This is a genomic window from Corynebacterium sp. 20-84, assembly GCF_053479455.1.
The window spans coordinates 54,529-76,817 of sequence record NZ_JBRBCB010000013.1 but is presented as its reverse complement, the minus strand read 5'-3'; the positions used below and the strand labels follow the sequence as shown (position 1 = coordinate 76,817).

Here is a 22,289-nt window from a genome sequence, read left to right as displayed (position 1 = left end):
GTGAGCAAGTGGGGGCGGGAGTCGAAAAACACGTCGCGGCCGTGGTGGTCGATATCAGGCACAGCCACGTGCACGGGTGCGAGACTAGCGACGGCGCGCGGGGCGTCGGGGACCTGGACCACGGCGAGCAGCAGAGCAACGGCGGGCAAGCGCAGATCCACGCGGTCGAGGCGCGCGGCGGCGACGACGAAGGCGGGGAGGACGAGGGCGACGAATTTCTGGGCGTCGCGAAGCAGGCCGGCGCCGGGGATGGTCGCCACGAGCCACGCCATCGCGCCGGGCAGCAGCCACGAGATGAGCGGAACAGCGAAACCGCAGGCTGCGAGAGCTAGCAGACGGCGCGGCACGTGCCGCCACGCGAGGCACAGCACCACGAACAACACGATGCCAGCCACAGCGAATCCGGCGGAGCGGGATGCAGGCACGGCGTCGGCGTTCCAGATGCCGCCCATGCCGACCAGTGCACCGAGGGTGCCGGTGAAGGTCTCCGCGCGCGGGGCGAAAGCGGCAGCGGAGGCGGCGGACGCGGTCCCCGAACCAGCGCCGCCAAGCAGCGCGGGCACCACCCACGGCAGGCAGGCGAGAAGGGAGAAGAAGGTGGCGCGACGGGTCGTCGATAAGCTTGTGAACAGTGCGAACAACCCGCCCGTCGGCGTGAGGGAGGCACCGCAGATGGCGAGCAGCTGCGCGGGGCCGCGGCACAGCGCGACGGCGGGCAGCAGCCACGCGGCGAGCGCCAGCGACCACTGACCCTGCAGGAGGCGCTCGACGGCGAACGGGTTCCACACCGCGACCGTCATCGCGGCGGCGCGCGTCCACGGCCGGTCGGCCACGCGCGCGCCGACCCACGCAGCTGCACCCGCGCCCGCGACCATCAGCACCGCGACGAACCACGTCGCGGGCACCAGCTTGCCGACGACCGCCAGCACCCCGTCCTGCGGCGCATTCCTCGCCGGTAAATCGCCGAAACCCACCGACGCGTGAGTGAGCGCCGGGTGGGGCAGCACCATCATGTCGCGCAGCGCGAAAGCAGCCGACGGCGACGCGAAGGACAGCAGGAACGGCCAGGTCAGCGCGCCGACGAGGAAGACGCCCCACGCGGAAAGCGCGGTGCGGCCCCACCAGCTAGCGCCGGACAAAGATCACCACTCCCACGGCCGCGGCGAGCACTGCCATGAACGCGCCCAGGAACGCCAAGAATTGCAGGAATTTGAGCACGCGCACGCGGTCGTGGGCGAGGGCGAGTTGGGTGGCCCGCGTGCCGTCGTCAAGCGTGAATGAACCGTCAGCTGTCTCCCACGTCGCGCCCACGAGCGTTCCCGTGCGGCGCTCCACCACGAATGTGCGCTCAGCGTGGTAGTCCTCGCCTTCGAAAGTGCCGTGAAATTCGTAGGTGCGCAGGCCGTCGACTGTGCCCGGGCCCACGTAATCGACGGTGCCCTGCGCGTCGCCCACCGGGTCGTAGACGCGGAAGCTGCGGCGGTCCGGCTCGAAGGGGAAGAGGAAGACCAGGCCGCGCGATGTCTCGGCTGTGTAGCGGGAGATCTCGTCGCGGAATTCACCACCCGGGCCGCGCACCGTGATCGTCGCGTCCTTCTTCGCGCCGCTGACCTCTATTTCTTCAGCGATGTCTGCCGGCCCGGTCCAGCCGAGCGACGTCACGCGGTTATCCAGCGGTTTCATCGCAGTGACGATCGGCGGTGCCACCATCGTTCCCAGGACCATGCCGACGACGAACACGGCGACGCACCAGTACAGCCGCTTCATGGCCCTCCTTTACACTTGCAGTATCTCGAACACTAGCAAGCAGCATCACCCAATCCTCCCCGAACTCGAGGGCCTGCGGGCAGTCGCCGCCCTCGGGATCGTGGTCACGCACGTCTCCTTCCAGACAGGCCTGGGCAGCGCGCTATTCGAGCGCTTCGATTTCTTCGTCGCCGTGTTCTTCGCCCTATCGGCTTTCCTGTTGGCGCGCGGAAAAGCACGCTTATCGACGTACCCCTCCCACCGCCTCACCCGCATCCTCCCCGCCTACCTCGCGTGCGTGGTGGTGGTCATGGCTGCGCTGCCGAGCCTGTCCGGGCTGAACTGGCGGCAAGCACTCGCCAACCTCTTTTTGGTGCAAATCTACGTCCCCGACGGACTGGTGCCCGGGCTGACGCAGATGTGGTCGCTGTGCATTGAAGTGGCGTTCTACATCGTCTTGCCTGTGTATCTGGTGCTCGGGCAGCGCGGGCGTGCGGTCCTGCTCGTCGTTGCCGTTTCGTTCGGGTTGGCGTGGCCGTGGCTTATTCGCGACCTCGACACGCCAGTCAACCTCCAGATCTTCCCGCCGTCGTATGCTCCGTGGTTCGCCGTCGGACTCGGGTGCGCCGAGCTTGAGCGCGCTGGTGTTCGCCTCCACATCGGCGGCCCAGTGCGCTGGCTATTTCCGCTGCTCGCTCTGGCTGTCGCGTGGCTCGCCGACCAGGAGTGGGTCGGTCCGCGTGGATTGACGCACCCGAGTCCGTCCGAGTTCAACGCCCGGATCATTCTGGGCACCGTCTTCGCTGCTTTGTGGCTCGTCCCCTTCGCGCTGGCTCCGCAGCGCTCGGGCCGCGAAGTTCTGGCTAGCCCTGTCATGCGCGCGTTAGGGCGTTGGTCCTATTCCATCTTCCTGTGGCACGTCGCCGTGCTGGAGATCGCGTTTCCGGTCCTCGGCCGCGAATTGTTCACGGGAAGCGTTGTCGATTTCGCGTTGGTGCTCGCCTTCACCGTCGCCGTGTCAGTGGCCGTGAGCTACATCAGTTACGAGCTTGTCGAGTCCCCCGCCATCCACTGGCTGCGAGACAACTCACCGCGACGCACTCCGCAACCGTCACCGCCAGCGAATCCCCCGCATAATTCGCAGCTGGCCACGGTGCCCGCGCCAACCACAAGCCCATGACCCCCGCTGCACCAGCGCCGAGCGCCCACGGCGGGATCAGCGTGAACCGGCGGATCAGGAACGTCACTGCATAGGCTGCTGCGCCTGCGAGTCCGCCGGCAGCGATCACGGCTGCGGCCGCTGCAGCCGAGACGACCAGCGCGGATCGATCCCGAGACTCATCCCTGCGGCGCGCGCTCGTCCGCGGTGCAGGCGGGCTCCACGAACTCCACAGCACGCACAATCCCAGCACCAGCAGACTGAGCGCGCCGCCGAAGATGAGGCTGGCGCGGAAGAAGCCCTCCCCGGCAAAGCTCATCATGAATGTGCCGTGGGTGCCGGCGGGGAGGCGGAAGGCTTGCATGCCGGAGTCGACACGCACGGGCTCGAGGTCGGTGCTGCCTTCCGGACCGCTGACCGTTCCGCGTAGCCCGTCGTTGAAGGACCGGGTGGTCAGAATGAGGCGGTCGGAGGAGACAGGGTCGACGGTGCCGTCGAAAGGCGACCAGGCGGCGGCGTCGGGGTGCCCGGCGCGGGTGAGCGCGATGGTCTCCGCGTCGGTGACGATGGTGTGATCGCCCGCAGGCAGCTCGACTGGGCCTTTGTCGTGATGTTCGCCGTCGATTTCGGCGTCGTGGGTGAGCTCCCACGTTGCGACGCGGTCGGTGGTGAAGGCGCGGCGGATGACATCGTCGGCAGGCAGGAGCCGCTGGAAGAAATACGTGTCGCCGGTTCCGGGCACCGCGACGATGCGCGTCACGCCCGCGTCGATCTCCTTGATGCCCGCCGGCTCATCGAGCGCGACGCGGATCGGGCCGGCAGCGTCGCCGTCGCCGATACGGACGGTGAGAGGCTCACCCGCGTCGAAAGAGACCTCGCGGGAACCGCCGGGCCAGCTCACGGTGGCGTCGACGTCCTCGGTCGCGGTGACAGTGATCTCGCGGACGCGGTCGTCGGGGGAGACTTCGATCCATGGGGAGCGGTCGCCGGGAGTGGGGTGCCAGGCGGTGTCGTCGAGGTCGTCGACGGCGGCGGTGAGTGACTCCGCCGGTTTCGCGCCGCCGAAGGACGTGGCGTCGGCAGCCGACGATGACGCACGTACGCTCCCGCCCTCAGATGCCACACCCACGCGCCGGGCCGAAGACGGGTAGTCGGTGACGCGGTTGCGGATCTCGCCGCCCTCCGACAGATCGTGCAGGTGAGCAGAGCTGGGGCCGGTCAAAGTACCGTAATTGCGCTTCGCCAAGGCGGGGGTATCGGTGACGATGTCGGCGTCGTCTGTGCTCACGATCTCCCGCGGCGAGTAGCCGAAGGCGCGGTCCAACAGCGGCAGGACCTCCCCGCCGCCGGCGACGGTGACCAGGTCGGCGTCGGCGATCATCATGTCGCGTTGCGGTTCGACCAGGTAGACAGAGATGTCGCCGAAGCGTTCGGGCTCGCCGAAGGACTCGTCGAGCGTCGGCGCATCAGGCCCGGAGGCGAGGTCGTCGCGCACCACGACAGCGCCGACGCCGATAGCGCGCATGGCCTCAGGGGAAAGCGCCGCCATCTGCCCGTCGAGGCCGCGGATCGCTTCGGGGTCGACGAGCGGGACGGCATCGCGCGCGGCGAAGCGTGTCGATGTCAAACCCTGGATCGGTTCGTCGCGCGTCCAGCCCCAGGTCTGCCGTGCGAACTGCGCTTGCGGAACGACGAGGGTGCGGGTCCCGGCGGCATTCGCGTCAATGAAGGAAGCAGCGGCGTCCCAGTCCGACGACACCGCCGTCCATGTCCCTTCCGGGGCGAGGCGCAGCGTCCACGCGGGCGCGGTCGCAAGCACTGTGACCAGCACGCCCGCCACCACCACGGGCGTCCGCGCGCGGCTCAGCGCGTACCCGGCGCCCAGCGCCAGCGGGAGGCGCACCAGTGGGTCGAGTTTGTGGAGGTTGCGGAAGGGGGCGGCGGGGCCGTCGAGAAGCGAAAGCCAGGATCCGCCGAGCGGCCCGTGCGCGGCGGCGAGCAGCCCGACGCCACAGCACAGCAGCACGATGAGGTACCCGCGCCACGGCATGTCCCGCAGCGCGAGGCCCGCGAGCCCGAATGCGGCGACGGCGAGCGTGAGCAGCACGAACACGGGTTCCGCGACGAGCAGATGCCCGGCGGTGCGCTCGGTGTCGACGAACGGCGCCCACGATGTCGTGCCGCGCAGCACCTCCGCGAGATTCGTCCAGCGCGTGGTCACGTACGCGGATTCGATGAAGTCGGTGAACGGCGGCGAGTACCGGCCGAGCACGAGCAGCGGGCCGATCCACCACGCGGACACGAGCGCGACGCCCAGCAGCCAGCCGGCGAGCGGTTTCCACGCCGCGCGGTAGAGCAGCAGCAGAAACGCAGGTAGGCACGCCATCATCGTCGCAGTCGCGTTCACCGCGCCCATCAGCGCCACAGGAATCACGGCCGCCGCGATATCGCCCCGACGCAGCCGCGGCGCGAGCAGCGGAGCGATCGCCCACGGCACCAGAGCCACGGGCCAGGCTTCAGACGAGATCGCGGTCAGCGTCGTCAGCACGCGCGGGCTCAGCGCGTACAGAAAAGCAGCAACGCTTAACGACGCCCCCTTTAACCCCATCCTCCTTCCCAGCACCACCATCCCGGAGAAGGCGATCCCCATGACGATCGCCCACCAGATCCGCTGCGCCACCCAGTCCGGCAGCGGTTCCGTCAGCCAGAAGAATGCGCCGTGGGGAAACAGGTAGCCGTAGGCCTGGTTCTGGATCTGCCCGAGTGTGAAGCGGTCGGTGTAGGCGTGCGTCGCCGCGGCCAGGAACGCGCCGGGATCGGCGGTGAGGTCGAATTTGGTGTCCGCGGCTGTGCGCCCGGGCGCCTGCAAAAACGCCAGCAGCGTCAGTGCGACCCAGCCGAGCAGATGGTGCCGAAAAGGGGTGCGCAGCGCGGGCATTTACTGCCGGGAGCCGTACTCCGGACCGCCGAGCACAGCCTCATCGGCGGGCACGGCATTGCCCGACGGGACCTGGTTCTGCCCGGAGAACGACGCGATGCCCACCACGCCCACGACACCGAGCACGATGCCGGTCACCGAGCTGGCCAGCACGGGTCCGAGGGTGCGGCGGGACCAGGACTGGCCGGAGCGGCGGGAGCGGATTACGGAGGTCATGGGAATTGAGGGTACCAGGGGGATAGGATCTGGAAGGAGACGTCGATAAGCAAAAAGAAGGGGGGTGCCCGCGATGCGTGCTGTCGCTGCGGCCGTCGGCGCGCTGACGTGCGTGTTGTGCGTCGCGTGCGCGGGCCCCCGCGAGGAGCCGGAACCGGTCACCGTCGAAGTGACCGAGACGCGCACCGTCACCGAGACCCCGCCGCCCGCTTTGCCCGAGGACCTGCGCGAACGCGTCGCATCGCTGATGGTCGTCGGCGTGACAAACTACGACGAAGCACGCGCCGCGCTCGAACAAGGCGCAGGCGGACTGTTCCTGCCGAGCTGGTCCGACCCGGCGCTGCTCACCGAAAAAGGCCGCAATATCAACGCTTTGCGGGAGGAATTCGACCGCCCGTTTTCCGTCGGAATCGACTTCGAAGGCGGCCGCGTGCAACGGCACTCCGACATTCTCGGCTCGTTTCCGACGCCGCGCGAGCTCGCGCAAGAACCGCCCGAAGTGATCCGCGGCAAAGGCTACGACGTCGGCCGTACCCTCGCGGAATACGGCATCAACGTCGACTACGCTCCGCTGCTCGATGTCGACGCGGCCGGCCTCAACGTCGTCGGCGACCGCGCCTTCGGCTCGTCCCCGGAACGCGTCGCGGAAGTCGCCGTGCTGTTTGCGCAAGGGCTTGTCGACGCTGGCGTCACCCCCACCTTCAAGCATTTCCCCGGCCACGGGCGCGCCAGCGGTGATACCCACCAGACGCTTGCCCATACTCCGCCGATCCAGGACCTGAATTCCTTTGATCTCGCGCCGTACGCCGCTGTCCTGCCGAAATTCCCGCACGCCTCCGTCATGGTCGGGCACATGGTCGTGCCCGGCGTCGGCGACGGGCGTTCGCCGTCCTCGCTCAACCCCAACGCGTACGCCATGCTGCGCGAAGGAAACTACCCCGGTGGCCAGCCCTTCGACGGTGTCGTCGTCACCGACGATCTTTCCGGCATGCGCGCCATCACCGACCTCATGCCCACTCCTGAGGCCGTCCGCCACGCCATCGCCGCTGGCGCCGACCAGGCTCTGTGGTCCTCCGGCGCCGGGCTGCGCGAGGCCATCGACGGTACCGTCGCCGCCGTCGAAGCAGGGGAGATCCCGCCCGCGCGCATCGACGACGCCGCGCGCAGAGTCCAGCAGCAGCTTATCGACGGCCCCCGCTAGCCCGCATTCCTCCCTTTTCCCAGTTGTCCATTACTCTTAATGCCCGTGAGTAGTGTGCAATCCCAGCGTGGGACAGGTAGCGGCCGCGGCGTGAAAGTCGCCGCCGGGTTCTTCGTCGGACTCGTCGTCCTCCTGCTGGGGCTCTACTTGGCAGATCTCGCGTTCAACCGGGGAAATGTTCCCCGCGGCACCGCCGTCGGCGGGGTGGAAGTCGGGGGGATGGCACCTGCGGCGGCCGTCGATAAGCTGAGCTTAGAGCTTGGCGACGTCAACGACGACCCCGTCACCGTCACCGCCGGCGACGAGAAAACCGAATTCGTCCCCGCCAGTGCCGGCCTCGGGCCCGACTGGCAAGCCACCATCGACGCTGCCGGCACCGAATCCCCCAACCCCATCTCGCGCCTGATGGGCCTGTTCCGCACCAGAGAAGTCGACATCGTCTCCACCGCCGACGAAGCCGCCTTGGCACCCACCGTCGAGCGCGTCGCCACTGACCTCACCGTCGAACCCGCCGACGGTGAAGTGGCCATCAAAGACGGCAAGACCGACGTCAAGGACCCTAAGCCCGGCCAAGACGTCCCCGCTGACGAGCTCAAACGCGCCATGACCTCCAACTGGCTCAACCCCGACGGCGTCTCGGTCGACCCCACCGTCACCGAGCCCGCGATCAACGAGAAACTCGTCAAAGACACCGTCGACGGCCCTGCCGCCCGCGCCCTCGACGGACCGCTGACCTTGAAAGGCCGCGACGACACCGACGCCGTCATCGACTCCGAGCGCATCGGCGACATCGTGACCTTCCGCAACGACCCCGAGCAGCACCGCATCGTCCCCGAAGTCAACGCTGAAGCCGCCCAGGGCATCTTCGCCGAGCAGCTCAAAGACACCGTCAAGGAAGGCAAGAACGCCACGATCTCCGCGTCCGGTGAAGTCACTCCGTCCGTTGACGGCATCGAGATCCGCTGGGACGACACCATGAAAGACTTCGGCGAGCGCGTGCTTGGCGACGAATCCCGCACCTGGGACGCCACCTACCGTGACACCCCCGCCACGTTCACCACCGAACAGGCCAACAAGGCCACCTTCGACGACGTCGTCGGCGAATTCACCACCGGCGGATACAGCTCCGCCTCCGGCACCAATATCTCGATCGTCGCCGACACCGTCAACGGCGCTGTCGTCAGCCCCGGCGAGACCTTCTCCCTCAACGGCTACACCGGCCCCCGCGGCACCGCCCAGGGGTACGTGTCTTCCGGCATCATCATCGACGGCCGTGCCGGCAACGCCGTCGGCGGCGGCATCTCGCAGTTCGCCACCACCTTGTACAACGCCTCCTACTTCGCAGGCATGACCGACGTCGACCACACGCCGCACTCCTACTACATCTCCCGCTACCCGGCCGGCCGCGAAGCCACCGTCTACGAAGGCGCGATCGACCTCGCCTTTAAAAACGACACCCCGCACCCGGTGAAGATCGAGACCGTCTTCGGCGGCGGCGAGATCACTGTCCGCCTCAAGGGCGTCAAGGACCGCGAAGTCGAATCCGTCAACGGCGGGCGCTGGGCGTACACCTCTCCGAGCCCCAAGACCGTCTCCGGCGGCGAGTGCATCCCGTCCGGCGGTGCCCAGGGCTTCACCACCTCCGACACCCGCATCATCCGCGACCTGTCAGGCAACGAGCTCTCCCGCGAAACCCATACCACGGTGTACAACCCGCAGCCGATCGTGCAGTGTGGCTAAGCAGAGGTTTTCGTCGGGCGCTCCAGTCCCCACTGGGTGAGCTCGATGATCTCCGCGTCGCGCATCATCAACTGGTGCAGCGGCGCGCCGGGAATCTCCCTGTTGACCACGTCAGCGCCGTCGACAGCGGTGAGCGTCGACGCGCTATTCGGCGTGACCAACGTGTCGCGCCTGGAATACAGCGCCGTATAGACCACCGACGGGTCCGTATCCGGCAGAGGATCAGCGTTCTCGCGCATCCATTTTGATCCCGCCAGTTGCTGAGGCACGCTCGCGCTGAGAAGAAGCTTCGTCAGACCCGGATGCCGGTCGAATCGCCGGAGCACGCGCGGGGCCGCACCTTCTAGATCCGTGCCGTGGAAATTCGCGCCCATTGCGACCACACGCCGCACTTTGTCCGCACCGCCCTGGGCGATGAACAGCTTCGTCAGCAGCCCGCCCTGCGAATGCGCGACAATATCGACCTGGTCCGCCCCCGTTACCGCGAGCACCTTATCGACGTCCGCCCGCAGCTGGTCCAGCGACTCCTCCAACCTTCCCGTCCCGTACAGCCCAGGCAGGAACATCTTCCCGTAGTTGAAACCCCACACCCAGTAGCCGTTATCTCGCAGGTGCCGCGCGCTGCGGCGGAACCCGCTTGCCCGGCTGTGGATCCCGTGCACGTAAAGCACCGGGGTCGGATGTGTCGGTGTGAAATCGGAGTCGTTGAGAACAGGCCTGAACAGGTTCACACCGCTTACGCTAACAGTGCTTCGGCGTGTGGTCGCCCCGATCGCGCTCAAGACCCCACGTGACCAGCGCGGTGATCTTCGGGTTCTGAGGCATGAAAATGTGGTTGACCTTCCCGCCGCACACGGCCTGAACCTCGACATTTGCAACGTCAGCCCGGTTCACCGACTCGAGCATGGAGCTTGTGTACGGGGTGACCACACCGTCGCTCGAGGAGTAGAGCGATGTGTACACCACACGGGGATCGGTGTCCGGGAACGTGTTCAGAGTGCGGATATGCTCCGAGTCCCAGTGCTGCTGGGACGGAGACTGGATCGCGGAACTGCTCGATTCCCGCGCGTTTCCACCCTCCATCAGACCATTGCCCCTCGTCCCGTGGAAGGAGCCGCCCGCCCCGACAACGCGCCTGACATTGTCCGCGCCACCAAGCTGTGCGATGTACTTCTTGGCCAGCATCGCTCCTTGCGAGTGCCCGACGATGTCGACTTTCTCCGCCCCCGTTAGCGATTTCACCTTCTCCACGTTGGCGGCGAGTTCCCGTGCATTCGAATCCACGTCCGCCAAACCGTAAAACCCAGGTAACAGTGCTTGCTTCGCGGGTGGAAGCTTGCCGAAGTCCCACGCGAAAACGCAATACCCGCGTTTTTTGAGCACCTTCGCCGTCAGAAGCCACATGGCTGAATTTCCTGCGGTTCCGTGAACAAACAGCACCGGCGTGGGATGCTCCGGTGCAGGGGTGCAGGAAGGATCGTTGAACACCGTGGCTGCCTGAGGACTCAGCCCACCCGGGGCGAGCCCTGACGAGCCCAGCGGACCTGTGCCTGAAGAACCACTGCTCGAGCCGGCCGCTTCGCTACTCAATGCGCTAGATAACTGGCTGTTACTGGACTGAGCTGAAGAAGGGGCAGGTGCAGCCAAGAGGCAAGCACCTGCGGTGAGTGCCGCTGCGACACGACGGGAAAACTGTTTCATGTCCAAAACAGTATCAAGGGAAAGATTCGCCGGGCGAAGAATGGAGCCGGCGACGAGAATCGAACTCGCACTCTCAGCTTGGGAAGCTGATGTTCTACCACTAAACTACGCCGGCTTCGCTGCTCGGAAGCAGCGCAGATCATCGTAGCACCGCCCGTATCCGAGACTGAAAAACCCTGCCAGCCCGCGGCAGAAGGCGGCACCGTAAGATGAAGCCGTGCTTCTTTCTGACCGTGACATTCGTTCCGCCATCGACTCCGGCCGTCTGAGCATCGATCCGTTCAGCCCGGACCTGGTGCAGCCGTCCAGTGTGGACGTGCGCATCGACCGCTTCTTCCGCGTGTTCAACAACTCCAAGTACACGCACATCGACCCGAAGAAGGAAATGCCGGAGCTGACCACCGAGGTGGAAGTTCCGGAAGGGGAGCCGTTTGTGCTTCACCCCGGTGAATTCGTCCTCGCTGCCACCCTCGAGAACTTCGCGCTGCCCGCTGACCTCGCTGGACGCCTGGAAGGCAAGAGTTCGCTTGGACGCCTCGGCCTGGTCACGCACTCCACCGCAGGGTTCATCGACCCGGGCTTTACCGGCCATATCACCCTCGAGCTGTCCAATGTGGCCAACCTGCCGATCACCCTTTGGCCGGAGATGAAGGTGGGGCAGCTTGCGCTGTTTCAGATGTCGTCGCCTGCCGAGAATCCCTACGGTTCATCTGCCGTCGGTTCCAAGTATCAGGGGCAGCGTGGCCCGACGCCGTCGAAGGCGTACCTGAACTTCCGGTAGTAGCTCGCGGGGGTAATCAACCCCGTATTCGGCGTGGGTGGGCTCGAGTGATTAAGCTCGTTTTCAACAGGTTTTCATTAACGGAAAACGTTTTCACTTAGGAGACAGGAGTCCCCCATGACCACCACCAACGACGCTGCTAACCAGGGCTGCTGCGGCGGCCACGACGACAAGAACGAACTCGGCCTCAAAGACGTGCACGCCACCGACGCGAAGTGCGGTTGCGAGTCTGGCCACTGCGAGTGCGGCCACCACATGACCTGCGACTGCGAAACAAACGAGTGCGAGTGCGACTGCAAGAAGGGTCAGGGCCACGCACACTGCACTGAGCACGGCCATGAGCACCACCACGAAAAGGGCGAGTGCGAGTGCGAGCCGCACGAGGTCAAGGAGACAGCGGGCTGCGGTTGCGGCCACGCTCACTAGATTCCCGAAGCTAAAGCGGGCGCGCGGTTTGCGTGCCCGCTTTGTTCATTCCCAATTCGGCTGACCTTAACCGCGATATGGGTCAAGGTGGGCGCGAACCTTGCATAATGTCCCGTATGCGCATGACTGTGATTGGCACCGGGTACCTTGGAGCAACGCACGCCGCCTGCATGGCGGAACTGGGGCACGAGGTGCTCGGCATCGACGTTGACCAGGCGAAAATCGACGCGTTGAAGAACGGCGACGTTCCGTTCTACGAGCCGGGGCTGCCGGAAGTGCTCAAACGCAATATCGAGTCCGGTCGCTTGGGCTTTACCACTGACTACGAGGAAGCCGCGGCGTTCGCGAACGTGCACTTCATTGGTGTGGGCACTCCGCAGCAGCGCGGTTCGTATGCGGCGGACACCACCTATGTCGAGGCTGCGATCGACTCGCTGGTCCCGCACCTCGAGGGTGAGCACGTGATCCTCGGCAAGTCGACGGTCCCGGTCGGCACGGCACGCGCGCTGCAGGAGCGCGCCGACGCTGTAGCCGAACAGGCCGGCAAGGGCGCGAGCGTTGAAGTGGCATGGAACCCGGAGTTCCTGCGCGAAGGCTACGCGGTCAAGGACACGATTGAGCCGGACCGCATCGTGCTCGGCACGCGCGGGGAGAATTCGCGGGCTGAGGAGGTCGCCCGCGAGATCTACGCGACGCCGCTCGCCAAGGACACCCCGTTCATCGTCACCGACCTGCAGACCGCGGAGCTGGTGAAGGTCTCCGCGAACGCGTTTTTGGCCACGAAGATCAGCTTCATCAATGCCGTCAGCGAGGTCTGCGAGATCGTCGGGGCCGATGTCACCCAGCTTGCCGACGCGATCGGCCACGACGACCGCATCGGGCGTAAGTTCCTGGGTGCCGGCCTCGGTTTCGGCGGCGGCTGCCTGCCGAAGGATATCCGCGCGTTCATGGCGCGTGCCGGCGAGGTGGGTGCCGACCAGGCATTGACGTTCTTGCGCGAGGTCGACGCGATCAATATGCGCCGGCGTGAGCGCGTGATCGACCTGTCGCGTGAGATTCTCGGCTCCCTGATCGGACGTCGGATCACCGTGCTGGGTGCCGCGTTCAAGCCGAATTCTGACGATGTGCGTGATTCGCCGGCGCTCGCGGTGGCCGGCCAGCTCAACCTGGCTGGTGCTGCGGTGCGTGTCTACGACCCGCAGGGCATGGACAATGCCCGCAAGGTCTTCCCGACGCTGGACTACGCGGCCTCCCTCGACGATGCGCTCACCGATGCCGAGCTTGTGATTCTCGCTACCGAGTGGGACGAATTCAAGCAGATGGATCCGGAGCACGCCGGACAGCTCGTCGCAGAGAAGAAGCTTATCGACGCCCGCAATGTCCTCCCCGTCGCCTCCTGGCAGGAGGCCGGATGGGAGATGTGGGCGCTGGGGCGTTCACTCTAGCGCTGGCCGGGGGTGGGTCGTGCTACTTTCTTGCTCCTTAAAGGCTCAATGACACCCAAAGGATACACAAGGTGCCTTCCTTCGACGGCCGGATTCCCGATTCTGGCCGATGCCTCATGTTGACGAATTCCCACCACACCCCAACCCTTCGGCACTAACTCGGCCAAGTCAGGGTTGGGCAAGACGCCTGCCACAAACTACTGAAAACCATTGCCGTTTAAACCCTCCTCTGGTTTACTCGGGGCCATGCAGACAGTAGATACCCTCATCATCGGCGGTGGCGCGGCCGGCCTGCAGGCAGCCCTAGTCATGGTCCGCGCCCGCCGCAGCGTGCTCATTGTTGATTCCGCCACTCCCCGCAACCGTTTCGCCCATGAAATTCATGGAGTCATTGCCCTCGAGGGCACGCCACCCCTTGAGTTTCAAGAGCGCGGCAAGGAGCAGCTGCGCAGCTATGGCGCGCAGATCGTGAACGCCACCGTGGATTCCGTCACCGATAATGACCGCACGCTCACCGCCACGTTGAGCAACGGTGAGACCATCGCTGCCCGCTCTATCATCGTCGCCAGCGGCGTGGACGACGAGCACCCAGCTATCCCGGGCCTGCAAGAAAACTGGGGAAATACGGTCCTCCACTGCCCCTACTGCCACGGATACGAGGTGGCGGACAAGAAGCTCGGCGTGCTCTGCATCGGCGAGTTCTCCTTCCACCATGCCGCGGTTCTGCGCCAGTGGTCGAAGGACATCACCTTCTTCACCAATGGAATGGAATTCACCGACGAGCAGCGCGCGGACCTGACTCGGCGGGGCATTGCGCTTATCGACGGCCCCGTCACCGCCTTCCAAGACGGAAAAGTCCTGCTGGAAAGCGACGAGCATGCCGTCGATGCACTGTTTTACATGCCCATTCCCCGCCCCCACGATGAGTTCCTCGCTGACCTCAATCTCAAGCGCCATAGCCCGCCACCGGCGATGGGCGGCAGCCTGATCGAGGCTGATCTCACCGGTGCCACCAGCCACCCGCGCATTTGGGCCGTAGGCAACGTGGTCAATCCAGGTGCACAGGTGGCGATGGCCATGGGCCAGGCCAACGCTGCTGCTATCACGGTCAACGGCTTCCTCGTCGAGGATGATTGGATTTAAGTACGGTGGTGTGGAATGAAAGCCATCATTCAGACCAATCCGGAAGACCCACACTCGCTGGAGCTGGGGGGCGGTGCCGTCGATAAGCGAGTGCACCATGCGCTGCGCTTGATCAGTGCTGGTGGTAATCGGACAGGAAGTTGCCCAGGCGCTCCAGCGCGTTCTCCAGCTGGGACGCCCACGGGAGGGTGACCACGCGGAAGTGGTCTGGTGTCGGGTAGTTGAAGCCGGAGCCGCCGACCATGAGGATCTTCTCGCTCTTGAGTAGGTCGAGCATGAATTGCTCGTCGTCGTGGATTTGGTACATGTCCATGTCCAGCTTCGGGAACGCGTACATCGCGCCCTTCGGCTCGACGACGGAGACACCGGGGATCTCGCGGAGCTTCTTCACAGCGACATCGCGCTGCTTCTTCAAGCGGCCACCTTCGCCGGTCAGGCCGTAAATGGACTGGCGTCCGCCGAGAGCGACCTGGATGGCATGCTGGCCCGGCACATTCGAGCACAGACGCGTGCCGGCCAGCAGGTCCAGCCCCTCGATGAAGCCGGTGGCGCGGCGGCGCGGACCAGTAATCACCAGCCAGCCGGCGCGGTAACCGCACACGCGGTAGGCCTTGGAAAGACCATTGAACGTCAGAGTGACTAGGTCGGGGGCGATGGCGGCCATGGAGTGGTGCACGGCGCCGTCGTAAAGCACGCGATCGTAGATCTCGTCGGAGAGCACCATGAGCTCGTGCTCGCGCGCGACGTCGGCGATATCCTCCAGAACCTTCTTCGAATAGACCGCGCCCGTCGGGTTATTCGGGTTGATCACCACGATCGCCTTCGTGCGGTCCGTGACCTTCGAGCGGATGTCCTCGATCGACGGGTTCCAACCATCCTCTTCGTCGCAAAGATAGTGGACAGCCTTACCGCCCGCGAGCGTCGTCGCAGCAGTCCAGAGGGGATAGTCGGGGGAGGGGATGAGGACCTCGTCGCCGTCGTTAAGCAGAGCTTGCGTAGTCATCGTGATGAGCTCGGACACGCCGTTGCCCAAATACACGTCGTCGATGTCGAAGTCCGGGAAGCCGTCGATCTCCTCGTAACGCGTGACGATGGCACGCCGCGCCGGAATGATGCCCTTAGACGTCGTGTACCCCTGCGATGTCGGCAACGCCGCGATCATGTCCCGCATGATCACATCCGGTGCCTCGAAACCGAAGACCGCCGGGTTACCAGTATTGAGCTTCAAAATGGTGTGGCCGTCGCGCTCCATCTCCTCTGCCGCCGTCGCGACAGGACCGCGGAGATCGTACGACACACCCTTGATCTTCTCCGCCTGATCGAAGTGGCGGTGTGCCTTGAGCGGCGCACGCTGCTGCTTTTCTTGCTTGCCGGACTTCTTCTCTTTGCTCATACGGCAATTGTCCCAAAAATCCGGCGCCTATTTAGTGAAACGGTTTAACGCGCGCTGCGCCAAATTCATCGCATCGCCCGTCAGCTGGTCGCGCTGCAAAGTGCGCTCCACCTTCCGACGCTCCAACTCCAATCGGTTCGCCTGCTGCAACTCCCGGAACCTTTGGCGGTCAAGCTGCCGCGGACTCGGTGCGTACCAGCTGTCCGGCCCGGCCTTCATGATGTAGAGAAGCGTGAATAGCGTCGGGATGATCAGCAGCAGCAACGCCCATGCCCCCGTCCCCGTCGCGGTCGAAAGCCCCACTGCTCCCGCGAAAGATGCCAACGACCCCAAGAGGAAAATGCCCAGACGCGTGTTCTTCCCGTTCGCGCGGGCACGTTCGATCTCGCTGCGCGTGAACACCTGTTCCGAATCGCCCGGCTGATGCGGCTGGTGCTCCGGCAAATCCCGGAAGAGCGGAACTAAGTCACGGTGCGTGGTCGCGGCACCGACTTCCTCGCAGCGGCGGTTGAATTCGTCCGCGTCCAGTCGGCCTTCGCCCAGCGCATAGCTCAGTCTTGCGACAGCCTCCGAGCGGTCCACATCCGACAGGCGGACGAGATCGTTGCCGCGCTGCTGCGGTGTCGTCGGGTGCTGTGGTCGGTACGGCTGAGACTGGTTCATCACAATTTCAATACTAAACCGACGAGCTTGCCGTTCCGCCTCGACAAACGTTCGCCCACAAATATCATGTATCCCATGAGTAATCCGAATAACTCCAATGACTACCCCAGCTACGGTGGCTACTCGTCTTACGGTGGCGGCCAGAATTCCAACAATCCCAGTAACTCCGGCAACTACGGCAATCCCGGCAGCTACGGCAACTACGGCAATGATGCCGGCCAGGGCTACGGGCAGAACCCCGGCAATTCCTACCCGCCGACATCCGGATACGTGAACCCGGAGCTCGGGTCGGAGTCCGGCCGTCCGCTGCAGATCCCGCCGACCAAGCTGTCGCCGGCTGAGCCCATCGCATTCGGCTTCAAGCGCTTCTTCACTAGCCAGTGGCACGTCTACCTCGGGCTGATGTTCCTGCCGTTCCTCATCGCGATGGTCGGTTTCTTCGTGATCATCCTCCCGCAGATCATCAACGACGCAAACAGCGCCTCCGGGGAGATCAGCACCGGTCTTGGTGTGTCCATGGCCATTTGGTACGTGGTGATCATCGGCTTGTCGATGGTCTCCAGCCTCGCCCTCACGAAGGCCGCTGTGAAGGACACCCGCGGAGTGAAACCGACGTGGCAGAACGCATTCAAGGACGTGCCCTGGGGCAACGGCATTCTCGTCTACGTTCTTCTGATGATCGCCATGATTGTGGTGTATGTCGGAATAGTGGCTCTCGGTGCGGTCCTTGCGCAGGTCTCTGAAGTGCTCGCCGTGATCGTGGTGTTCGTGGCCATGATTGGGTTCCTGTTTCTGTATCCGTTCGCTGCGATGATTCCGCTCTACGCCATCGACAGGAAGACCAGCGCCATCGGTGCCTTCGGCGCAGCCTGGAAGGATGTCAAGGCCCAGTACTGGCAGGTCCTCGGCGCTTTGATCCTGACCAATCTCGCCATGATGGTCATCGTAATGGTCACTTTCGGCTTCGGCACACTTGTCATTGCACCGGTGCAGATCTTGGCCACCGTGTTCATCTACCGCTGGATCAGCGAGCACGGCTCGACATCGCAGTCCGGTCCGGGCGCCGGCCCCAATGCTGGACCGGGCCAGCCGTACCAGAACCCGGGCCAGCCGGGTGGCTACATGAGCATGTACTAGACCGTGACGCTGCGGCTTAGCCCTCTTCGCTGAACTGGGACTGGATCAGTTCGAAGTAGGTTCCTCGCCGGGCAAGGAGCTCCTCGTGGGTTCCCTGCTCGGCGATTTTTCCGTTCTGCATGACGATGATGAGGTCAGCGTTCCGGATCGTGGACAAGCGGTGCGCGATGACGAAGCTGGTGCGCTGGCTGCGCAGCGCATTCATGGCCTCCTGGACGAGGACCTCAGTGCGTGTGTCGACCGACGATGTCGCTTCGTCGAGGATGAGCAGGGCCGGTTGGGAGAGGAACGCGCGGGCGATGGTGATCAGCTGGCGTTCACCGGCGGAAATGGAGCCGCCGTCCTGGTCGATCTCCGTGTCGTACCCGTCGGGCAGCGACCGGACGAAACGGTCGACGTACGTGGCCTCCGCAGCGGCGATGACCTCTTCGTCGGTCGCATCGAGGCGGCCGTAACGGATGTTCTCCATGATCGTGCCCTTGAACAGCACAGCGTCCTGGAGGACCATGCCGATATGGGAGCGCAGCTGCGCCCGGGACATGTCGCGGATGTCCGTGCCGTCGAGGCGGATCGCGCCGGCGTCAATCTCGTAGAAGCGCATGATCAGGTTGACCAGGGTGGTCTTGCCAGCGCCCGTGGGGCCGACGATGGCGGCGGTCTGGCCCGGTTCGACGCGCAAGGACAGGTCCTCGATGAGGGGGACATCGGGGGAGTAGGAGAAGTCGACGTGGTCGAATTCGACAAGTCCCTGGACATCACCCATGGATTTCGTCGCAGTGTCTTGCTCTTCTTCCTCCGCGTCGAGCAGCTCAAAGACGCGCTCGGCGGAGGCGACGCCGGACTGCAGCATCTGCATCATGCCGGCGACCTCGCCGAGCGGCTGATTCATCTGGCGGGAGTACTGGATGAAGGCGGTGGCGTCGCCGAGAGTGATCCTGCCGGAGGCCACCTTCAGGCCGCCGAGCACCGCGATGGCCACATAGGACAGCGAACCAATGAACTGCATGATCGGGTGCATCGAATTCGCCAAGAACTGGGCCTTCTGTGCGGCTGCGGCGAGTTCCTCGTTGCGCTCGTCGAACTGTTGGCGGATCTCCTCGGAGCGGCCGAAAATCCGGGCCACATCGTGGCCGGTGAAGGCCTCCTCCACATGGCCGTTCAAATTTCCGGTGGCCTTCCACTGGGTGACGAATTCCTTCTGGGAGCGGGTGCCCACCAAGCCCATGACGGCGCCGGTCAGCGGGATTGCCAGCAGGGCAACGATGGCGAGCTGCCACGAGATGGCGAACATCATGACGATGATGCCGGCGAGGGTGAGGACCGCGTTGAACAGCATCGAGAGCGATTGCTGGAGGGCCTGCTGGATGTTGTCGACGTCGTTGGTTGTGCGGCTCATGACGTCGCCGCGTTGACGCGAATCGAAATAAGACAGCGGCAGCCGGTTGATTTTCTCTTCGACCCGTTCGCGCAGACCATATACGGCGCGAATGGTCAGCTTGTTCAGTATCGCTCCCTGCGCCCACATGAGCAGCGCGGCGATCGAATAGAAAGCCAGCACCATGATGATGAGCTCACGGAGCCTGTCGAAGTCGATGCCGTGGCCCGGGTTCAGATCCATGGCCGCGGCCATGTCCGCGAAACGGTCCTGGCCTGCCGCACGCAAGCCTTCAACGGCCTGTTCGGCGGTGGTTCCTTCCGGCAGCTGCTTTGACACAACACCGGCGAAGATCACGTCCATCGCGTGCCCCATCACGCGCGGCGCCCACACGGCGAGGAGGACGGAACCCGCGTTCATCAGGAAGACGAAGATGAGCGCGATTTTGTAGGGGGCCAACAGGCCGAGCAGGCGCTTCGCGGAGGGCCAGAACTGCTTGGCTTTCCGGGGAGCCTTATTGGAGTAGTCGTCCCCGGCCATGCTTTCTTCATAGGCGGCCAGTTGGTCGTCGGTCAGCTGTTCGCTCATGCTGTCACCGCCTTCTGGCTCGCATCGATTTCACGGTAGGTGGAGCTTGTGCGCAGCAGCTCGTCGTGGGTTCCGCGTGCGACGATCTCGCCAGCTTCCATCACGAGAATCTGGTCCGCGTTGCTTATCGACGCCACCCGCTGCGCCACCACCAGCACCGTGGCATCCGCCGTGTAGCTGGTCATGGCCCGCTGCAGTTTGGCTTCGGTGACGGCATCGAGGGCGGAGAACGAATCGTCGAAGAGATAGACGTCCGGCCGTGCGACGAGCATGCGCGCAATGCACAGCCGCTGGCGCTGGCCACCGGAGACATTGGTGCCGCCTTGGGCGATGGGCATGTCCAGGTCGTCGACGAAGTGCGCCTGGGCGGTGCGCAGCGCTTCCCACATCTCCTCGTCGGTGGCGTCCGGCTTGCCCACGCGGAGGTTGGAGGCGATGGTGCCGCGGTACAGCCACGGCTTCTGCGGGACCATGCCCACCTTGCCGCCCACGCTGACCTGCCCGGAAGTGGGGTAGTAGAGCTGCGGGATGAGCCCCATGAGTGTCGACTTCCCCGAACCTGTCGAGCCGATGACTGCCGTGACGGTACCGGGGCGCGCGGTGAAGTCGACATCTTTGAGCACGGGTTCTTCGGCGCCGGGATAGCGGTAAGTGACGCCGCGGAATTCGACGACGCCGGGCTTAGCTGCGGGCGCATCCGCCTGTTGTTCCGGCGGGGTGGTGTGTTCGTAGTGCAGCACCTCCGCAATACGGCGGCCGCAGACAATGGCGCGCGGAAGCATCATGAGCATGAACACGCCCATCATCACCGCCATGAGGATCTGCATGAGGTACTGCATGAATGCGGTGAGCGAGCCGACCTCGACGAGCCCCTGATCCACCCGGTGGCCGCCGAACCAGAGGACCGCCGCGGTGGCGAGGTTCAGGATGAGCATGATGACGGGGAACATCGTGACAAAGACGCGGCCGATATTCAGGCTCAGCTTCGTCAACGCGGTGTTGGCGTCGGTGAAGCGCTCCGTCTCGAAGTCCTCGCGGCCGAAGGCGCGGACGACGCGGATGCCGGCGATCTGCTCGCGCAGCAGCCCGTTGATGGCGTCGAGTTTCTGCTGCATCTTCCGGAACAGCGGCATGAGCAGCGCCGCGATGACGGCGACCACGACAGCGAGCACCGCTACAGCCACGATGACCAGCCACGACATTCCCGCGTCCTGACGCAGCGCCATGATCACGCCGCCCACCGCCATGATCGGGGCGGTAACCATGAAATTGAAGAACAGCAGCGTTGTCATCTGCACCTGCTGCACGTCGTTCGTAGCTCGGGTGGTCAGCGTCGCCGCGCCGAAGTGCGACATGTCTTCGGAGGTGAAGCTGCTGACATTGTCGTAGACGGCTCGGCGGATATCGCGGCCGGTGCGCATCGCCGCCGCCGAGGCGAACCACACCGCGGCCACAGCCGCGGCGACCTGCACCAGCGAGACCGCCAGCATGAGCAGGCCGGTGCGCCGGATGTATGCCACATCGGCCTGTGCGACACCGTTATTGATGATGTCCGCGTTCAAGTCCGGCAAAAATAACGTGGCCAACGTGGACAGAAGTTGCAGCACGACCACCGCGGCGATCAAACCTGCGTAGGGTCTGCTGAACCTCCCGGTCAGGCGCACTAATTCCATGAAAAATCCCCTCGCTGCAAACGGTGGCGGTAACAGCCTACAGCTGGGGACGCGACGTCGATAAGCGTGATTGTTTGTAATTTCTCTTTGGAGTTGAAAGGCCGCGCATTCTGGCTGACAATTGGGGCGCTGTTTCCTTACTGAACGAAAGGGTTTCTCATGTACTGGTGGTTTGACAATATCTTCGATTACATCGCGTACCGTGGCTCCTCCATCGCGTTCAACCGCGTGGATCAGTACCTGTACAACTACGTCAACATGATGTTCCGCCGTTAAGAACAACTGAGACGAGAAGAGCTCCCCGCCCGCGTGATGGGTGGGGAGCTCTTTGCTGGGTGGTTAAGCTTGCCAGCGGTCGTCCGGGCCGGTCGTGCGGTCCGCGTAACGCTTCTTCGCATTGTCGTAATCCTCCACCGGCAGCTGGTAGAAGAACACGCGGGGCATGACAGACTCCGAGTGATCACGGTGTCGTAATAGCGGGTCAGTTCGCCGACGCTGATGGCGGTGGCAGCCGAGCCGACCTGGACGTTTCCGAATAGGCGTAGGCGGGGGACGAGGTTGGTGCCCGTGGTGGGGGCGCGGTGTGTCGAGCCGAAGCGGATCAGGCAGGTCGGTGCGGGGGCTGAGCTGAAAAGGTCGACGAAGTGGTCGCCCATGCAGATGAGAAGGTCTGAGGTTTCAATGGCTGCGGGTCCGTGGCCGATGACGGCTACATGGTGGGCTGCGTTGACGGCGTCATCGTGGGTCATTGTGCTCTCCTTCTCTTGGGTTCGGTGGTGTGGGGGCGACCAAAAACAGGTAGACCGCTTGGTCTGTAAGGGTAATCACTGCGGGTCGATGATCAAGGTTTTGCTGAGATTTACATTCAATACATTTCGCAGCCCAGTGATGGAAATGGGGTTGCTGCACTGGTTTAGACTGAGTGGTATATGTAGCGTTCGTCACAGTGATTACGGCCACGGTG

At 64.5% G+C, this 22,289-nt stretch carries 17 protein-coding genes, 1 tRNA gene and 1 pseudogene; 8 read left to right on the top strand and 11 right to left on the bottom strand.

Annotation, left to right across the window (positions count from 1 at the left end; all coding sequences use genetic code 11):
- Both ACUY2Y_RS10460 and ACUY2Y_RS10455 read right to left on the bottom strand, forming a co-directional pair.
- Nucleotides 1–1,139 (bottom strand): hypothetical protein (locus ACUY2Y_RS10460; protein WP_448326292.1); only part of this gene is annotated, 1,139 nt, incomplete at its 3' end.
- Nucleotides 1,126–1,767, bottom strand: a complete 642-nt coding sequence (locus ACUY2Y_RS10455; protein WP_448326290.1) for a porin PorA family protein — start codon at nucleotides 1,765–1,767, stop codon at nucleotides 1,126–1,128. The genes ACUY2Y_RS10460 and ACUY2Y_RS10455, both read right to left, overlap by 14 nt.
- Between ACUY2Y_RS10455 and ACUY2Y_RS10450 the strand changes: the two genes are divergently transcribed.
- Nucleotides 1,766–2,926 carry an acyltransferase family protein gene (locus ACUY2Y_RS10450; RefSeq protein WP_448326288.1) on the top strand — a complete coding sequence of 387 codons (1,161 nt, stop codon included), beginning with the start codon at nucleotides 1,766–1,768 and terminating at the stop codon, nucleotides 2,924–2,926. The two genes, ACUY2Y_RS10455 and ACUY2Y_RS10450, sit on opposite strands and share 2 nt — an antisense overlap.
- 1,231 nt (nucleotides 2,927–4,157) lie before the next feature.
- Here the strand turns inward: ACUY2Y_RS10450 and ACUY2Y_RS10445 are convergent.
- Nucleotides 4,158–5,843: pseudogene (locus ACUY2Y_RS10445) on the bottom strand (alpha-(1->3)-arabinofuranosyltransferase domain-containing protein); the annotation flags it as partial.
- Nucleotides 5,844–6,059 carry a DUF2613 domain-containing protein gene (locus tag ACUY2Y_RS10440; protein WP_210573934.1) on the bottom strand — a complete coding sequence of 72 codons (216 nt, stop codon included), beginning with the start codon at nucleotides 6,057–6,059 and terminating at the stop codon, nucleotides 5,844–5,846. It lies immediately after the preceding pseudogene.
- Nucleotides 6,060–6,132: 73 nt separating this feature from the next.
- Between ACUY2Y_RS10440 and ACUY2Y_RS10435 the strand changes: the two genes are divergently transcribed.
- Together ACUY2Y_RS10435 and ACUY2Y_RS10430 are read left to right on the top strand one after the other, a co-directional pair.
- Nucleotides 6,133–7,260: a glycoside hydrolase family 3 N-terminal domain-containing protein gene (locus tag ACUY2Y_RS10435; RefSeq protein WP_448326286.1), complete on the top strand. Its 1,128-nt coding sequence runs from the start codon at nucleotides 6,133–6,135 to the stop codon at nucleotides 7,258–7,260.
- Nucleotides 7,261–7,314: 54 nt separating this feature from the next.
- Nucleotides 7,315–9,000 (top strand): VanW family protein, encoded by a 1,686-nt coding sequence (locus ACUY2Y_RS10430; protein ID WP_448326298.1) that lies wholly within the window; start codon nucleotides 7,315–7,317, stop codon nucleotides 8,998–9,000.
- Here the strand turns inward: ACUY2Y_RS10430 and ACUY2Y_RS10425 are convergent.
- From ACUY2Y_RS10425 to ACUY2Y_RS10415, 3 genes are all read right to left on the bottom strand, one after another.
- Complete coding sequence (locus ACUY2Y_RS10425; RefSeq protein WP_448326285.1) at nucleotides 8,997–9,731, bottom strand: esterase/lipase family protein; 735 nt, start codon at nucleotides 9,729–9,731, stop codon at nucleotides 8,997–8,999. The two genes, ACUY2Y_RS10430 and ACUY2Y_RS10425, sit on opposite strands and share 4 nt — an antisense overlap.
- A 10-nt stretch (nucleotides 9,732–9,741) precedes the next feature.
- Nucleotides 9,742–10,701, bottom strand: coding sequence for an esterase/lipase family protein (locus ACUY2Y_RS10420; RefSeq protein WP_448326283.1), 960 nt, complete (start codon nucleotides 10,699–10,701; stop codon nucleotides 9,742–9,744).
- Nucleotides 10,702–10,742: 41 nt separating this feature from the next.
- Nucleotides 10,743–10,816 (bottom strand) — tRNA-Gly (locus ACUY2Y_RS10415).
- Between the two features lie 102 nt (nucleotides 10,817–10,918).
- Here ACUY2Y_RS10415 and dcd point away from each other — a divergent pair.
- The 4 genes from dcd to ACUY2Y_RS10395 all read left to right on the top strand — a co-directional run bounded on the left by dcd (nucleotide 10,919) and on the right by ACUY2Y_RS10395 (nucleotide 14,496).
- A complete protein-coding gene (dcd, locus tag ACUY2Y_RS10410) occupies nucleotides 10,919–11,482 on the top strand; it encodes a dCTP deaminase (protein WP_210573942.1) in 564 nt (187 codons plus the stop codon).
- 117 nt (nucleotides 11,483–11,599) lie between these two features.
- Entirely contained in the window at nucleotides 11,600–11,908 is a 309-nt protein-coding gene (locus tag ACUY2Y_RS10405; RefSeq protein WP_448326280.1) for a hypothetical protein, read from the top strand.
- Nucleotides 11,909–12,024: 116 nt separating this feature from the next.
- Entirely contained in the window at nucleotides 12,025–13,353 is a 1,329-nt protein-coding gene (locus ACUY2Y_RS10400) for a UDP-glucose dehydrogenase family protein (RefSeq protein WP_448326278.1), read from the top strand.
- 246 nt (nucleotides 13,354–13,599) lie between these two features.
- The gene (locus ACUY2Y_RS10395) at nucleotides 13,600–14,496 is read left to right on the top strand and encodes an NAD(P)/FAD-dependent oxidoreductase (RefSeq protein ID WP_296146222.1); all 897 of its coding nucleotides are present in this window, start codon (nucleotides 13,600–13,602) and stop codon (nucleotides 14,494–14,496) included.
- A 112-nt stretch (nucleotides 14,497–14,608) separates the two neighbouring features.
- Here the strand turns inward: ACUY2Y_RS10395 and ACUY2Y_RS10390 are convergent, their stop codons facing one another.
- Together ACUY2Y_RS10390 and ACUY2Y_RS10385 are read right to left on the bottom strand one after the other, a co-directional pair.
- Complete coding sequence (locus ACUY2Y_RS10390; RefSeq protein ID WP_448326275.1) at nucleotides 14,609–15,889, bottom strand: pyridoxal phosphate-dependent aminotransferase; 1,281 nt, start codon at nucleotides 15,887–15,889, stop codon at nucleotides 14,609–14,611.
- 27 nt (nucleotides 15,890–15,916) lie between these two features.
- The gene (locus tag ACUY2Y_RS10385) at nucleotides 15,917–16,552 is read right to left on the bottom strand and encodes a DUF1707 SHOCT-like domain-containing protein (RefSeq protein WP_448326296.1); all 636 of its coding nucleotides are present in this window, start codon (nucleotides 16,550–16,552) and stop codon (nucleotides 15,917–15,919) included.
- Between the two features lie 75 nt (nucleotides 16,553–16,627).
- On the opposite strand from ACUY2Y_RS10385, the gene ACUY2Y_RS10380 reads away from it, so the two are divergent.
- Entirely contained in the window at nucleotides 16,628–17,689 is a 1,062-nt protein-coding gene (locus tag ACUY2Y_RS10380; RefSeq protein ID WP_448326273.1) for a hypothetical protein, read from the top strand.
- Nucleotides 17,690–17,705: 16 nt separating this feature from the next.
- Here ACUY2Y_RS10380 and ACUY2Y_RS10375 read toward each other — a convergent pair whose 3' ends face one another.
- Together ACUY2Y_RS10375 and ACUY2Y_RS10370 are read right to left on the bottom strand one after the other, a co-directional pair.
- Complete coding sequence (locus tag ACUY2Y_RS10375; RefSeq protein ID WP_448326271.1) at nucleotides 17,706–19,652, bottom strand: ABC transporter ATP-binding protein; 1,947 nt, start codon at nucleotides 19,650–19,652, stop codon at nucleotides 17,706–17,708.
- A complete protein-coding gene (locus tag ACUY2Y_RS10370) occupies nucleotides 19,649–21,325 on the bottom strand; it encodes an ABC transporter ATP-binding protein (protein ID WP_448326269.1) in 1,677 nt (558 codons plus the stop codon). Before ACUY2Y_RS10370 ends, ACUY2Y_RS10375 begins: the two co-directional genes overlap by 4 nt.
- Nucleotides 21,326–22,289 lie beyond the last annotated feature (964 nt).